Annotated in this window: 17 protein-coding genes; 10 read left to right on the forward strand and 7 right to left on the reverse strand. The window is 65.4% G+C overall.

Annotation, left to right across the window (positions count from 1 at the left end; genetic code table 11):
- Positions 1-12: 12 nt before the first annotated feature.
- Positions 13-267 (forward strand): hypothetical protein, encoded by a 255-nt coding sequence (locus AC54AF_RS11040; protein ID WP_496636582.1) that lies wholly within the window; start codon positions 13-15, stop codon positions 265-267.
- Between the two features lie 164 nt (positions 268-431).
- Here the strand turns inward: AC54AF_RS11040 and AC54AF_RS11045 are convergent, their stop codons facing one another.
- Together AC54AF_RS11045 and AC54AF_RS11050 are read right to left on the reverse strand one after the other, a co-directional pair.
- Positions 432-776, reverse strand: a complete 345-nt coding sequence (locus AC54AF_RS11045; protein ID WP_496636583.1) for a HAMP domain-containing protein — start codon at positions 774-776, stop codon at positions 432-434.
- Complete coding sequence (locus AC54AF_RS11050) at positions 742-1011, reverse strand: CHASE3 domain-containing protein (protein WP_496636584.1); 270 nt, start codon at positions 1009-1011, stop codon at positions 742-744. Before AC54AF_RS11050 ends, AC54AF_RS11045 begins: the two co-directional genes overlap by 35 nt.
- Positions 1012-1409: 398 nt before the next feature.
- Between AC54AF_RS11050 and AC54AF_RS11055 the strand changes: the two genes are divergently transcribed.
- The 6 genes from AC54AF_RS11055 (at position 1410) to AC54AF_RS11080 (ending at position 6062) form a co-directional block, all read left to right on the forward strand.
- Positions 1410-2780, forward strand: a complete 1371-nt coding sequence (locus AC54AF_RS11055; RefSeq protein WP_131688001.1) for a DEAD/DEAH box helicase — start codon at positions 1410-1412, stop codon at positions 2778-2780.
- A 133-nt stretch (positions 2781-2913) separates the two neighbouring features.
- A complete protein-coding gene (gene otnI, locus AC54AF_RS11060; RefSeq protein WP_496636585.1) occupies positions 2914-3705 on the forward strand; it encodes a 2-oxo-tetronate isomerase in 792 nt (263 codons plus the stop codon).
- 88 nt (positions 3706-3793) lie between these two features.
- Positions 3794-4612, forward strand: a complete 819-nt coding sequence (locus AC54AF_RS11065; RefSeq protein WP_496636586.1) for a hypothetical protein — start codon at positions 3794-3796, stop codon at positions 4610-4612.
- Positions 4597-5070 carry a hypothetical protein gene (locus AC54AF_RS11070; protein ID WP_131688004.1) on the forward strand — a complete coding sequence of 158 codons (474 nt, stop codon included), beginning with the start codon at positions 4597-4599 and terminating at the stop codon, positions 5068-5070. Before AC54AF_RS11065 ends, AC54AF_RS11070 begins: the two co-directional genes overlap by 16 nt.
- Before the next feature lie 84 nt (positions 5071-5154).
- On the forward strand, positions 5155-5571 hold the full coding sequence (locus tag AC54AF_RS11075) for a VOC family protein (RefSeq protein ID WP_496636587.1): 417 nt from the start codon (positions 5155-5157) through the stop codon (positions 5569-5571).
- Between the two features lie 110 nt (positions 5572-5681).
- Positions 5682-6062: a TraR/DksA family transcriptional regulator gene (locus tag AC54AF_RS11080; protein WP_496636588.1), complete on the forward strand. Its 381-nt coding sequence runs from the start codon at positions 5682-5684 to the stop codon at positions 6060-6062.
- 151 nt (positions 6063-6213) lie between these two features.
- Here AC54AF_RS11080 and phbB read toward each other — a convergent pair whose 3' ends face one another.
- Positions 6214-6960: an acetoacetyl-CoA reductase gene (gene phbB, locus AC54AF_RS11085; protein WP_496636589.1), complete on the reverse strand. Its 747-nt coding sequence runs from the start codon at positions 6958-6960 to the stop codon at positions 6214-6216.
- Between the two features lie 177 nt (positions 6961-7137).
- On the opposite strand from phbB, the gene AC54AF_RS11090 reads away from it, so the two are divergent.
- On the forward strand, positions 7138-8004 hold the full coding sequence (locus AC54AF_RS11090; protein WP_496636590.1) for a universal stress protein: 867 nt from the start codon (positions 7138-7140) through the stop codon (positions 8002-8004).
- A gap of 21 nt (positions 8005-8025) precedes the next feature.
- Here AC54AF_RS11090 and AC54AF_RS11095 read toward each other — a convergent pair whose 3' ends face one another.
- From AC54AF_RS11095 to AC54AF_RS11105, 3 genes are all read right to left on the reverse strand, one after another.
- Positions 8026-8385: a hypothetical protein gene (locus tag AC54AF_RS11095; RefSeq protein WP_496636591.1), complete on the reverse strand. Its 360-nt coding sequence runs from the start codon at positions 8383-8385 to the stop codon at positions 8026-8028.
- Positions 8386-8581: 196 nt separating this feature from the next.
- Positions 8582-9136, reverse strand: a complete 555-nt coding sequence (locus tag AC54AF_RS11100) for a hypothetical protein (RefSeq protein WP_496636592.1) — start codon at positions 9134-9136, stop codon at positions 8582-8584.
- Positions 9137-9305: 169 nt separating this feature from the next.
- Entirely contained in the window at positions 9306-11420 is a 2115-nt protein-coding gene (locus AC54AF_RS11105; RefSeq protein WP_496636593.1) for a serine hydrolase, read from the reverse strand.
- Positions 11421-11595: 175 nt separating this feature from the next.
- On the opposite strand from AC54AF_RS11105, the gene AC54AF_RS11110 reads away from it, so the two are divergent.
- The gene (locus AC54AF_RS11110; RefSeq protein WP_496636594.1) at positions 11596-13266 is read left to right on the forward strand and encodes a histidine kinase; all 1671 of its coding nucleotides are present in this window, start codon (positions 11596-11598) and stop codon (positions 13264-13266) included.
- Positions 13263-13964, forward strand: a complete 702-nt coding sequence (locus AC54AF_RS11115; RefSeq protein ID WP_496636595.1) for a LytR/AlgR family response regulator transcription factor — start codon at positions 13263-13265, stop codon at positions 13962-13964. The genes AC54AF_RS11110 and AC54AF_RS11115 overlap by 4 nt, the downstream gene beginning before the upstream one ends.
- 9 nt (positions 13965-13973) lie before the next feature.
- On the opposite strand, the gene AC54AF_RS11120 is transcribed toward AC54AF_RS11115, so the two are convergent.
- Positions 13974-14846, reverse strand: a complete 873-nt coding sequence (locus AC54AF_RS11120; RefSeq protein ID WP_496636596.1) for a M90 family metallopeptidase — start codon at positions 14844-14846, stop codon at positions 13974-13976.
- Between the last annotated feature and the right edge of the window lie 67 nt (positions 14847-14913).

Genomic DNA, 14913 nt, shown 5'->3' on the forward strand with positions numbered 1-14913 from the left:
AAGGAGAAAAACATGGGATTTGAATTCAGGATCACGGCCAGCCTGACGCAGGAACAGCGCCAGCACCTCGCGCAGCTGCCAGAGTTGGCGGCGACGGCGCCGCGCCCGCCCGGCGCCGCCATGCCCGACACCGAGGCCAGGCTGACGGACGCCGGCCTGTACATCTGCCAGCACCTGCGCCCGGACCCGTGGCACGGCCTGGACGCCGTGCACGCCTGGCTCGATGCGCAGGGCGTGGACTACGCCGTCGCGGAGATCGACGACTAGGCTGGCAAGGCGCCGTCAGCGACAGCCCTGGCTAGAACTCTTCCCATTCGTCACTTTTGGCGAGGCGCTGGCCGTCGCCTGCCTGCGCGGGGCGGAGCGCCCTGCCGGGCGGGCGCGCGGGCAAGCGCGTAACAGGGCTCGCTTCCTTGCGGCGCGGCGTTTTTTCAGGGCGAGAAAATTCGCCTGGAAGGCGATGCCGTCGATGACGCCGTCTCTTCCAACGAACTGGCCTGCTGTTCCGTGCGCGCCGACAGGTCGATATTGCCCGAGGCAATCTGGCGCGACGCCGTGGCGATGGCTTGCGTACCGCCGCGCACTTCGGTGACGATGCGCAGCAGGCTGCTTGTCATGTCTTTCAATGCCGGCATCAGCTCGCCCGTCCCATCCTTCGAGCGCACCTCCATCTGCACCGTCAAGTCGCCCTGCGCCACCTGCCTGGCCACATCGATCGCCGAGCGCAACGGCGCGCTGATGTTACGCGCCCGCCAGCCAGGCTTGCTTGGCAGCATCGAGCTTCGCCGGGCGCTCCTGCTGGGCCGGATTATCGCTGGTCATGTCGCGCGCCTTGGCCAGGTGCGTGCCAAACCAGGCCTGCCCCGCCTTGTACGGCTCCAGCGACGCCTCGGCGCCCGTGATCACGTAGCCGCGCTGGCCTGTTTCCATATTGATCAGGCTTTCCAGGATTGCGCTGTTTTCGGCGAGGACCTGATAAGTGTGGGTATTGATGGCATTGACGTCGGCCAAGCGCGAAACATTCTACGTTGCGACAGTGACCAGGCCGGCCAGCAACAGGACGATGGTGCCGAAACCGCCATACAGGCGGGTGGCGATGCGAAGATCGGCGATACGCATGATATTCCTCCAGGAATGAACACTCCGGCGCCACGGTGAGTCCCGCGCATGCAGTGGTTACAGGCAATAGTAGGGAACAACGGCAATAGGGAGCGCGCCCTTGCTTCACTTTTCTTTACGTGCGGCCTTGCAAAGCTGAAACAAAACAGGCGCGTTTTTGCCAGGCTGTTATACTTCGCGTGTGCGGCACATATGACCAGTCCCCTTGCCGCTGTCTTTCGACCCCTAATCTGATTGCCTGCGACTGGCGCCCCCCGATGGCGACAGGCCGATCTCACAATAAAGTTACCATGTCCTTTTCCTCCCTCGGATTGTCCGACGCTATCGTACGTGCCGTTACCGAACACGGCTACACCGTGCCGACCCCCATCCAGACGCAGGCGATTCCCGCCGTGCTGGCTGGCGGCGACTTGCTGGCCGGTGCACAAACCGGTACCGGCAAGACGGCCGGCTTCACCCTGCCCTTGCTGCACCGCCTGTCGACTGACGCGAATGGCGCAGCCATCACCAGCAACACCTCGACGCGCCCGATCCGCGCCCTGATCCTGGCACCGACGCGCGAACTCGCCGCGCAGGTCGAGGAAAGCGTGCGCACCTACGGCAAATACACCAAGCTGAACTCGACCGTGATCTTCGGCGGCGTCGGCATCAACCCGCAAATCAAGCAGCTCAAACACGGCGTCGACGTGCTCGTCGCCACGCCGGGCCGCCTGCTGGACCACATGGGCCAGGGCACGGTCGATCTGTCGAAGGTGGAAATCCTGATCCTGGACGAAGCCGACCGCATGCTCGACATGGGTTTCATCCGCGACATCAAGAAAGTGCTGGCCGTGCTGCCGCCGAAACGCCAGAACCTGCTGTTCTCGGCCACGTTCTCGGAAGAGATCAAGGCCCTGGCCGACGGCTTGCTGAACAAGCCAGCCATGATCGAGGTGGCGCGCCGCAATTCGACCGTGGAAGTGATCAAGCAAAAGATCCATCCCGTCGACCGCGACAAGAAGCACCCGATGCTGTCCTACCTGATCAAGTCGAACAACTGGACGCAAGTGCTGGTGTTTACGCGCACCAAGCATGGCGCCAATAAACTGGTCGAGCAACTGGGCGCGGACGGCATCGGCGCCCTGGCCATCCACGGCAACAAGAGCCAGTCGGCACGCACGCGCGCGCTGTCCGAGTTCAAGGATGGCACCTTGCAAGTGCTGGTCGCCACCGACATCGCCGCGCGCGGTATCGATATCGACCAGTTGCCGCACGTCGTCAACTACGACTTGCCAAACATTCCGGAAGACTATGTGCACCGTATCGGCCGCACGGGCCGTGCCGGCGCCAAGGGCGAAGCCGTGTCGCTGGTCTGCGTGGATGAGCACGAAATGTTGAAAGACATCGAAAAGCTGATCAAGCAGACGCTGCCGCGCGAAGTCATCGAAGGCTTCGAGCCGGACCTGAACGCCCGCGCCCAGCCTGTGCAATTGCGCAGCGGCACCGGCGGTCACCGCAACAACAGCCGCGCGCCAGCCGGCGCCGTGGTGCGCGTGAAAACCGGCGGCAGCGGCGCCAAGCCACGCAGCGCCGGCCCGGCGGGCGGCGGTGGCGGCGGCAACCGCAGCGGCAATGCGCCGCGTTCGGCGGCCAATCACCGCTCCGGCGGCCGCGGCCGTTAATACACGCTGGTAAGCGCGTATCGCAGGAATAAAAACCGTTCCAGGACTTGCTTCTGGAACGGTTTTTTCATGCACGCCACCAATTGCCAATTTGGGCTAGGATAGCAGCCATCATCCTCACCTGCGTGCTGCCATGCCGAACTTCGCTGCCAACCTCAGCATGATGTTTACCGAACTGCCCTTCCTGGACCGCTTTGCCGCCGCCAGGGAAGCGGGCTTCGATGCCGTCGAATTTCTGTTTCCCTATGCCGTCGAGGCGCGCCAGATCGCCATGCGGCTGGAACGCCACCATCTGCAGCTGGCCGTCTTCAATTTTCCGCCCGGCGACTGGGAGCACGGCGAGCGGGGCATCGCCTGCGATCCGCGCCGGGGCGAGGAATTTCGCGACAAGGTGCAGCTGGCGCTCAACTACGCGCTGGCGCTCGGGGCGAAACAGTTGCATTGCATGTCAGGCATCGTGCCGCCCGGCATGAGCCTGGAGCGGGCGCGGCAAAGCCTGATCGGCAACCTGCAATTTGCCGCCGACGCCTGCCGTCCGCATGGCATCAACGTGCTGATCGAGCCGATCAACCACTATGACATGCCCGCTTACTTTCTGCACCATAGCCAGCAGGCGGCCGACATCATCGCCGACTGCCAGCGCAGCAATATCTTCCTGCAATACGACATTTATCACATGCAGCGCATGGAGGGCGAGCTGAGCAACACCATCCGCGCCATGCTGCCCCTGATCCGCCACATCCAGGTCGCCGATACGCCGGGCCGCCACGAACCGGGCACGGGAGAAATCAACTACCGCCATCTGTTCAAGCTGCTCGACCAGATCGGCTACGCCGGCTGGGTCGGCTGCGAATACCGCCCCGCCAGCGACACCGTTGCCGGACTGGGCTGGCGCGAGCGATTGACGGCCAGCGCGGGCAACTGATCGCAGCGCGCTTGCGCGCGCACAAGGCGGGCGGCGCAAGCCGGCACGACAATACCTTTCCATACAGTATTTCCTGTCGAGAGGTGACGTGTCCGCCCTGCCCGCCCGCCATCGCCGCGCCCTTGGCCTGAACCTCTGCCTGCACCTCGGTCTGGCTATCGTCCTGTGCGGTTGCGCCAGCCCGCGCACCGACCTGGCGCAAGTGCGCGCCCTGGCCGCCGGCACCGCTGCCTTGACCGCCTTCAGCGAACTGTCGCAGCGCCACGTGGACACCTACCAGCGCGCCCGCCCCTATCTGTCGCCAGCCGAAGACGCGCGCGAACGCCTGCTCGATGCGCAGCGCCGCGCCGCGCAGGCCGACGTCGCGCGCCTGGCGCAGGCCGTGCGCCTGTACCTGCAGGCGCTGGGGCGGCTGGCCGATGCCGACGCGTATGACGTGCAGCCCGAACTGGCCGGCGCCGGCGCCGCCATCCGCGCCTGGCCCGGCAGCGGCATCGACGACCGCCATGTCCGCGCCTACACCTTGCTGCTGCAGCAACTGTCGCGCCTGGGCGGCGCGGCCAGCCAGCAGGCGCACCTGGCGCAAGTGCTGCACGACGGCGACGCGCCGCTGCAAGCCCTGCTGGCCGCGCTCGACAGCTTGCTGGCGCTGTACGACAAGAGCGGCGATAACGAGCGCGACATGGTACTCGGCTTGCTCGACGTGGAAATCGCGTATGCGGACGCGCCGCCGCAGCGCCTGCTGGCCGTGCTGGCGAAAAACATGCAGCAAAGCAAAACCGAGGAATACCGCCTGATTGGCTTGCGCCATACCCTGGCGCGCCGGCAACTGGCGGCACTGGCGCGCCAACACGCCCAGCTCGCCGCCGCCCTCACCACCACGGAGGCTAGATGGACGGATCGGTAAGCAGAAGCAACAACAGCGAACGCCGCGAAGCGGCGCTCAGCAGCGCCATGCGCGTCGAACAACTGGCCGACAGCCTGTCGCAGGCGGCCGTCACCCTGCACGGCGCCGTCATGCGCGCCATCCGCAAGCGCGCCAGCCAGGGCGCCGACGGCATCAGCCACAGCCAGGCGCAAGCCGTCTTCGCCCTGGAAGTGGCCTTGCGCCAGCAAGCCAACCAGCTGTATGCCGATGCCGCCGGGCACACGGTAGCCGGCCTGGAAACGGCGCAGCGCCAGCTCAGCGGCCTGCTCGACACGGTGCGCCTGCGCATCGCCCGCAACGACGACGTGCGGCACTGGATCAGCCTGGCGACGAGCTTGTTGCACCTGGGCAGCGCCGTCCTCGCCGGCAATCCCGAGCGCATCCTCAGCACCCTGGGCAAGGTGCGTGAGCGGTTGCAAGAGATGGCACCGGACTGATTGAAATCGGCCGGCGAGCGCCTATACTGGGACGTCCCCGCCTGGCAATCGTGCCTGCGGGGGCGATGACCGGAGGAGGCCAATATGCGTATCGAACCGTATTTGCAATTCGATGGAAACTGCGCGCAAGCGCTGGAATACTACCGCCAGCACCTGCATGGCACGGACCTGTGCCTGATGCCATATCGGGGCTCGCCGGCCCAGGGCCAAGTCAAGGAAGACTGGTATGACAAGATCATGCACGGCTCCGTGCAATTGGGACCCACCATGCTGATGGGCTCGGACGGCGGCTGCGACGAGGGCGCCAAGGGCATGAGCGGCAGCGCGATCTGCCTGACCGTCGATACGCCGGAAGAGGCGGAACGGGTCTTCGACGCGCTGGCGCGTGACGGCAAGGTCCAGATGCCGCTGGAGGAAACGTTCTGGGCCAAGCGCTTCGGCATGCTGAAAGACCAGTTCGGCGTCGCCTGGATGGTCAACTGCCTGAAAGAGCCTGCATAGAACGGCCGCTGCCAGCCTGCGCCGCGTCAAACGCGGCGCATGTAGTAGCGCAAGCAGAGCCGCCAATCTTGGACTACCATAATGGAAGTAACCTCTACCGGGTGACAACCATGAATGAATTGCCGCAAGACCAGCTGCAGCGCTTGCGCAGCGTGCTGGAGCAACGCAAGCTGGCGTTACTGGAACAGATCGAGAACGAAGCGGCCGAAGCGGATGCGCGCGCCTCGCTGCTCAATGAAATCGAAGCCTCGCCGGCCGACAATGCCAGCGTACTCACCTTGAACGCCCTCGTCAGCGAAGCGGCCGAGCACAACCTGGCGCAGCTGGCCATCATCAAGCACGCGCTGGCCAAGTTTGCCGATGGCAGCTATGGCCTGTGCGACAACTGCGGCGAAGCCATCGGGCTGTCGCGCCTGAACGCGCGCCCCGAAGCGCGCCTGTGCATCGATTGCCAGACGCGGCTGGAAAAAGCCCAGCGCTCGGTACCATGACTGCGCAACGACAAAGGGCAAGGCATCGCTGCCGTGCCCCTTGCTGTCCAGCGACTGCCATCCGTCCGCTGCCAGCGTCTGTGCGCCGGCTGGGTGGACGGGTCTCCTCTACTGCCATTGCCCTACTTTAAGTATTCAGCTGCAGGCCGGATCAGCTCATGTGCTGTCCGCCATTGATGGCGATGTTCGCGCCCGTGACGAATGCCGCCTCGTCGGACGCCAGGTAAGCCACCAGGGCCGCCACCTCGTCCGGCTCGCCCAGGCGGCCCAGGGGAATCTGCGGCAGGATCTTCGTTTCCAGGATATCGGCCGGCACGGCCGTCACCATCTGCGTGCGCAGGTAGCCGGGCGAGACCGTGTTGACGGTGATGCCGTGGCGCGCCACTTCCAGCGCCAGCGCCTTGCTGAAGCCATGCACGCCCGCCTTCGCGGCTGCGTAGTTGCACTGGCCAAACGCGCCCTTCTGGCCATTCACGGACGAGATATTGATGATGCGGCCCCATTTTTTTTCCAGCATGGGTTCGAGCACCTGCTTGCTCATGTTGAACAGGCTGTCGAGATTGGTGCGCATGACTTCGGCCCAGTGCGGCAATTCCATCTTGCGCATGCTCTGGTCGCGCGTGATGCCGGCGTTATTGACCAGCACGTCGACGCGGCCGTACTGCGCCAGCACGCTTGCCACGGCCTCGCTGCAGGCAGCGAAATCGCTCACGTCGAGGGCCAGCGGATGAAAATAATACTGCTGCGCCTGCTGTTCGCCGAGCCAGCTTTCCACCCGCGCATTGCCCGGCGTATGCGCCGCCACGACGGCAAAGCCCGCCGCATGCAGGCGGCGGCACAAGGCCGTGCCCAGGCCGCCCATGCCACCCGTGACCAGCGCTACCTTTTGCTCATTCATTGCTGTCTCTCCCCGCTTGTTATGGTTGTTCTGCGTGGGATCAAGTGTAGGTGCAGTTTTTATCGCCAGCTTTGCGCCAGATCAAGTGCCCAGCCTGTCAAGAATGCCGCAGTCGTGCGCGGCCGGCACCCCGGACTGTGCCAGAATGGCCGCTACTGCACAGCGAGAGGCCAGGCCATGACATACAAGACCGTATTGCTCCACATCGACGACAGCGCAGGGCGCGGCGCCCGCATCGAAGCGGCCGCCAGCATCGCCCAGGCCTGCGGCGGCCACCTGACGGGCGTGGCTCTGACGGGCGTGTCGCGCCTGCTGTACCAGAACCAGCCCGACCTCGATGCCGATCCGAACCTGAGCTTGCATCTGAATTTCCTGCGGGAACGCGCGACGCGCGCCCTCGACGGTTTCGAGGCGCAGGTGCGCGCGGCCGGCGTCGCCTCGTTCGAACAGCGCGTGCTCGACGACGAAGCGGCGGGCGGCATCAGCCTGCTGGCCCGCTATGCGGACCTGGTCGTCATCAGCCAATACAATGCCAAGGATAAATCGCCGTCCGTGATGCGCGACTTTCCCGCGTATGTGCTGCTGCATTCGGGCCGTCCCGTGCTGATCGTGCCGTATGCGCCACCGCTGCCGCTGCTGGCGCCGCCGGCAGCGGCGCGCAGTGTGCTCATTTCCTGGAATGCCAGCAAGGAAGCGAGCCGTGCCGTGAGCGCCGCCCTGCCCCTGCTGCAGCGCGCCGGGCAAGTCCACGTGGCCATCTTCGACGCCCAGGTGCATGCCACCGAGCACGGCGAACAGCCGGGCGCCGAACTGACGCACTACCTGGCGCGCCACGGCGTGGAAGCGCGGCTGCATTTGCTCGATGGGGGTGGCGTGCGGCGCGGCGATATCGGCGAAGCGCTGCTGTCGCAGGCCGCCGACCTGTCGGCCGACTTGCTGGTGATGGGAGCGTATGGCCATTCGCGCCTGCGCGAAACCATCCTCGGTGGCGTCACGCGCACGATTTTGCAAAGCATGACAATCCCCGTGCTGATGGCGCACTAGGCCATCGGGCTGATGGCAGGGCTAGCCGCCCTGCCAGGGCTGGCTGCGGATCTTCGCCACCTGGCGCTGCGCCAGCCACTGCCACAGCTGCAACGCGTCGCCCTGCGGCAGGGCCGACATGTGGCGCGGACGGGCCAGGGCGATTTCGCAATCGCGGTCCGACCATTCCTCGAAAGTGACTTCGCCTCCGCTAGCGACCTCGACCTGATACATCAAGCCATCGTCGTAACCGAAGCGCAACAGGACGGTGGCCGGGCTGCCGTCCGGCGTGACGGCGCCGCCACGGTAGACTTCGGCCAGCGCATCGGCCAGCTGTGCCGGCGAGGGCGCGCAGATGTCGCGCCCATCGGCCCGTGTCAGAATGAACCATGCCTGTGTCATGACGCGCCCTCCTATCCATACTCGTTAGCATGCGAGGCAAGTACTACGGGCAGTCACCTGGGTCCAGTGTCACTTCGGGCGCGCGGAAACTATCCCTGTCGGCATTGTTTACCAATCATTAGCAATACTAACAAGGATCATACCTAAATTTCATGCAGCGCGGAATTTATGCATGTTGCGCCACAGATGCGCTGATTTACGCCACCAGCACGGGAATGCTGAGTGGGTCAAAATCATGCCAGTCGCCATTGGCGATCGTGCCTTCCGCTTCCTCGATATGCTCGGCGCCCAGCCGGTGCAGCGCCTCGAGCGCCCGTTCGCGCTCGTCGAGGCCGCCCAGCGCGACGGCGATCAGCATGCCCGGATGCCGCGGCTGGCGGCGGTTTTCTCCGTTATCCTCGGGCTCACCCGCCTCCTTCATTTTATTGAAACTGTAAAGCGAACCCACGTGCGCGCCCACCAGTGCCCCCACCACCGGGCCCAGCGGCCCTGTCGCCAAGGTGGCGGCAGCGCCGATGCCCGCGCCGACGGCGGCCCCGACGGCCACGCCTTCGACCACGCCTTCCGGCGTCTCCATGGCACCGGGCGACATGTCGCGGTCGCCACCGAGCGCGTGCAAATCGTGCTGGCCCGGCTGATTGACAAAGAAGGCGCTGATGTGGCTATCGGCAAAGCCCGCCTGGTTCAGGGCGGCGCGCGCGGCGTCGACCTGTTCCTGCAACTGAAAATGACCTGCGATGATGCGTGACATGATACGGCCCTCCTGGTCGGCTGCGGGCGCACCATGCGCCACTTCCCTAGCGTGCGCTCACCGACCGTGAAATACCGTTCGCTTACGCACACAGCCGCTCACTCATGTCTGCTGGGCAGGAAGAAATACGCCCCGAAAATCACCAGCAGCAGAGATATGAAGAATTCATCTAAGGCGTCAGCACCGGTGCGGCACCGCCGAGGCGCAGGATCGCCGCTTTTGCCCCCACGGCGCCCGGATAGCGGGGGTCAAGCTGCAGCGCCTGGCGGTAAGCCTCGACAGCCTGCGGATGCAAGCCTTGCTCCACATAAAACTCGGCCAGGCTATCCTGCAGATTCGCGTCGCGCGGATGCAGGCTGACGGCCGCCTGCAGCACGGCCATGCCTTGCGCCACGGCGCCGCTGCCTTTCAGCCGATAAGCTTCCAGGTTCAGCGCCGCCGGACTGGCCGCGCCCAGCGGATCGCGGGCCAGCGCCAGGCGCAGGGCGGCAACGGCGGATTCTGTCTTGCCAGCGCGCTGCAAGGTCAAGCCTTGCAGCGCATGTGCGCGGTCGCTGAGCGGATACAGTGCCACGGCCAGACGGCTGGCCGCCAGCGCCGCCTCCGCCTCGCCGCGCCCGGCCGACGCTTGCGCCAGTTCCTGCAGCTCGGGCACGAAATCGGGGTAGGCGCGCTGGCCGCGGAAGGCCGTGCGCAGCTGGCTATCGAGTGCGGCGATGGATGCGGAGACGGGCGCAGGTGCGGCCGGCCAGGCGATGGCGGCCGTGCGGTCCCAGCTGGCGGCCAGGGTCACGATGGCTTGCTCGAAGGCGGCCTCAAAACGGGGCAAGGTGCCGGCCTTTGTACCTTGCGACAACAGGACATAGTCGCGCGCAAATGCCAGCGCGCCGCCGCGCGAGTATTGATTCAGGTCGATGCCCGCCTCGCGCAGCTGGGCGGCCATGCTGGCGCCGGCCGCCAGGAAAACTCTTCCGCCTGCGGGATGGCGGGCCGCTTCGATGTAGGCGCGCGCCGCCGGGGCGTCGGGCGCCAGCGCCTGGCGGTTGATTTGCCTGAAGGCCTCGCGCGTGGCTGCCGCATCGGCATAGGGTTCATTCGTGCGCTCGGCATGGGACCGCCCCTCCTCGAACAGGCCTTGCGCCACCTGGTACGCGCGCTGCGCGCCCGCATCGGCGATATACGTTTTCAGCTGCCACGGTTCGCCCGTGACCACCTCGAACAGGCGCTGCACGAAGGCTTCCGGATTGACGCGCTCGAGATTGGAGGCGACGGCAATGGTCAGCTTGCGCGAGGGAAAGCTGTACAGATAGGTGACGGTTTCCGGCTGCTGGCCGCTGTGGGCGATGGCGTAGCGCCCGCCCGTCGGAAACAGTTCCCAGCCCATGCCATAGTGCGTCAAGCGGCCCGCGCGCGTGGCCATCGGCTGCACCATGGCGGCCACGCTGGCCGCCGACAGGATCTTGCCTGCATGCACACCCCTGCCGAAAGCGAGCATGTCGGGCACGCTGGCGCGCGTGCCGCCGGCCGAAAAGCGGCTGCTGATGTCGACGAATTCCGAATTCTTCCACTCCTTGCCGGCCAGCCGGTAGCCGCGCACGCGGTGCGCGATCACGGTGTCCGGGTCATCCATCACGGTGGCGTCCATGCCCAGCGGCCCCCACACGTGGCGCCGCATGTAGCCGCCATAGCTTTCGCCCGAGGCGCCCTCGATGACAGCGCCCAGCAAGTTGTAGCCATAGCTGGTATAGCGAAAGCGCGTGCCCGGTTCGGCGATCAGGTCGAATTGCTCGAAGACGGCAATGGACTGGCGCGTATCCTTGTGCTCCTTGAAATGCTGTTCCGCCTTGCTGTCGCGGTAGGCGTCGATGCCGCCCAGGTGGCCCAGCAACTGGCGTACCGTCACGGGAAACGCTTTGACGGGGAAGTACGGCACATAGGTTTGCACGGGCGCATCCAGGTCAACCTTGCCCTGTTCCACCAGCTGCAAAATGGCCACCGCCGTCATGGGCTTGGTGACGGACGCCAGCCGGTAGCTGGAACGGGCCGTGGCCGGCACGCGGTTTTCCAGGTCGGCATAGCCATAGCCTTTTACCCATTCCACGTCGCCCTGGCTGAAACCGACGGTCACGCCCGGGATGCGCTCCGCCCCCATGCGCTGGGCCGCCCAGCCGTCGAAGTCCGCCAGTCGCGCAGCCAGCGCAGGAGCGGGAGCGGAGGCGGCTTGCGCCGCGCCGCAGAACAGCGCCAGCGCGCCGGTGAAAGCGTAGTATTTGCTGCTTTGCATAGTCATGATTCCATGGTGAGGGCCGTGTGCACAGCACGGCGCTCATGCATGGTAAGTGTCTTTCACACAGCATAGGCGGGCCATGCACGAAATGCACGTGGCCGGCACGAACGGCACCGAAGTGGATGAAAATGTTGCAAAGGGGTCGCAACGGGGTAGCACATGAGCAGCTACAATGCCCGCCATGCCCTCCTTCTTCCGCTACCTGCTGCGGTACTGCCTCGCTGGCTGCCTGGCCTTGCCCACCTTCGCCTGCGCCATGCATCCGCTCTGGCTGGACGAAGGCTGGCGCGCCTGCGGCAACACGCCGTCTGCGCCCGCCTCGCTGCAGCAGCTGGTTCAACCGGGCCAGTTGCTGTGCGTCGAGCGCGACGTCACCCTGGCCGCCACGCCATCGTCGACGCAGCTGCTGGTGCTGTCGGCGCTGGCTTCGAGCGAGCTGTGGCTGGATGGCGACTTGATCGGCAGCAATGGCCAACCGGCCCGCCAGGCCAGCGGGGAACGCGCGGGCGACATCGATTTCGCCATCCACCTGACGCCACAACAATTGGCCAAGGGCAAGCACCACCTGCGCCTGCTGCTGTCGACGCAGCAGGTGCCTGCGCACCTGGTGTCGCCATTTTATGCGCTGTACCTGGTCGACCGGCAAGACTACCGCACGGGGCTGGTCTGGTACCGGTTGCCGCCGCTGCTGCTGGCCGGGGCGCTGGGCGCCGTCGCCGTGCTGTTCCTCACCTTGACGGCGCTGTACCAGCGGCAGCGGCACTGGGCCATGTTTGCCGCGCTGTGCCTGGTGGCGACGCTGCTGCTGGTGGCGGAACTCTGGCGCAGCTTTGCCGGCTATGCCTACCCCTGGCACATGCCGCGCCTGTATGCCGTCAGCGCCCTGACCTGGCTGTTTTCCGCCTTGCTGCCCCTGTATTTTTATACGGCCTACCGCCTGCCGCGCTGGCCGCTGGCGGCGGCAGCGCTGCTGGCGTGCATCGCGCTGGCTGGCGCGTTGCCCACGCATTTCGACGCGCGCTGCTGGTGGATGTTTCTGACGGGTCTGGCAGCGAGCCTGGCGCTCAACCTGGCCGCCCTGTGGCGCCGCCTGCCGGGCAGCCGTGGCGGCACCTTGATCGCGCTGGCCTCGTGCGCGCTGTTCCTGCTGACGGGCAGCCAGTTTGCCGAAGGCGGCTTCGCCATCGTCGTGTGCTTCTTGCTGCTGCCCCTGTGTGCGCAACTGCTGGCGCAGCTGCTGCGCGAACGCAGCAAGGCGGCGCGCGCCCAGCAACTGGAAAACGAGCTCTTGCGCAAGAGCATGCAACCGCATTTCCTGATGAATTCCCTCAGCCTGATCAGCGAGCTCAATGCGCAATCGCCGCAGGCGGCCGAAACCTTCATCGAGGCGCTGGGCGCCGAGTTGCGCATGCTCAATGAATTTGCCCAGCAGCCCAGCATTGCCCTGACGCAGGAACTGGCCCTGTGCCAGAATTACCTGAGCATCATGGGCACGCGGCTGCAACAGCCGTGCAGCCTGCAGCTCGATGGCGAGGCGGCGGGCATCACCGTGCCGCCCGCCCTGTTGCTGACGGCGCTGGAAAATGCGTTCAGCCACAACCGCTACCGCCACGGCGCCCTGTTTGTCCTGCGCATCGTAAAACATGCACAAACGCACGTGCTCACCCTGCTCCTGCCCGAAGGCGAGACACGTCCGCACGCGGGTAGCGGCGTGGGCGAACAGTACATCCGCGCCAGCCTGCGGGCCGTGTTTGGCGATCATGCCCGCTATGCCAGCGAATATGCAAGCGAACAACCGCCAGCGGGCTGGCGCCTCACCTTTACCTTGCCGGCGGCGCCATGAATGTATTGATACTGGAAGATGAACCGCTGATCGCGCAAGGCCTCGAACGCGAGGTGCGCGCGCATTTCGGCGCGCGCCTGACGGCGCTGGCGCTGCATGACAATGTGCCGCAAGCCCTGGCCGCCCTGGCGCAGGAGCAGGGGCAGGACCGGATCGACTTGCTGCTGCTGGACTTGAATCTGCATGGCGCGGACGGCTATGACTTGCTGCGTTTGGCGCAAAGAGCCCCGTTGCAGACCATCATCGTCTCGGCCCAAGCGGAGCGCTCGATCACGGCGTTCGAGTTCGGCGTGCTCGACTTCGTCGCCAAGCCCTTCAGCCGCGAACGCCTGCACAAGGCGCTGCTACGCTATACGGAGCGGCACACGCAAGCGGCCTCGCTGGCCATCAAGAGACGCGGTGCCCTGGAATGGATCACCATGGCCGAGATCGACCACGTGCAGGCCGATGGCCACTACAGCAATATCGTGCTGCGCAGCGGCGAACAGTGCTTTCATGACTTGCCTATCGACAAACTCATGGCCTTGCTGCCGCCCCACTTCCTGCGCGTGCACCGCTCCTACATTGTCAACAGCCTGGGCTTCAAGCGGCTGCAGATCGCGGCGGGCGGCAAATACGCGCTCGACACGCAGACCAGCACGGGCATTCCCGTCTCGCGCAGCAGTTATCCCGCGCTGAAACAGCGGCTGCTGGGCTGAAGTCCCCGCTTACCAATGGGGCGCGTAGTTGGGGAATGGCGCGGCCATGTGCTCGGGTTCCACGGGCGGCGCCATCCAGTCGCGCGGGTCAACCTTGTAGTACTGCAAGAATTGCGCATACAGTTCTTCATGGTGCTCGGCCATCTGGTACGGCTTTTCAAAGAAGGTTTCCGTCGCCACGGCAAAGAATTCGGCGGGATTCGTGGCGCCGTAATGGTCCATCACGCTTTGCTGCTGAACCATGGCGTCGTGGCGCAGGTTGTCGAAGTCGCGCGACAGCACGGTGGCCCAGCTGCGGTAGCTCGACACGCTGGACAGGTACGGTGCGCCATTCGCGGCGCCCGATTCGCTGTCGAGTTGATGGGCAAACTCATGCAGCACCACATTCTGGCCATCGCTCCAGTCGGCCGCACCGCGCTGCACGTGGTCCCACGCCAGCACCACGCGGCCATCGCCCCAGGATTCGCCCAGCAAGCCATTCGCCGATGGCGTCACCACGCCGCCCGGCCCCACTTCATCGCGCGTGACGATAAATTCGTTGGGATACACGAGAATGGTGTCGAGCTCGGGATACACCTGCGTCTGGCGATTCAGCAGTAGTAGACAGGCCTGGCCGGCGATGGTGTAGCGCATCTCGTCCGTGATCTCCAGGCCGCCACAGCCGACGAATTTCTTCTGGTACAGGAATTGCACGACGAGACGGCGCAACTGCTCCTGCAGCGGGGCCGGCATGCGCGGATACACGGGGATATTCTTTTCCAGCACGGCCAGGCCTTCGGCCGGCAAGGGTTTCGCCAGGGCCCGCTTCAGGCGCCAGCGGGGAAACCACAGCGACAGCACGATGGCGGCCGTGACAAGGGCGATCCACAGCAGCGGATTCATGCGGCGGCCCGCTTCAAGACAATGAAGGCAATGGGGCAGGAGAACACGGCGTAGGCAGACAAGGACA

The organism is Janthinobacterium sp. JF4 (genome assembly GCF_059617925.1).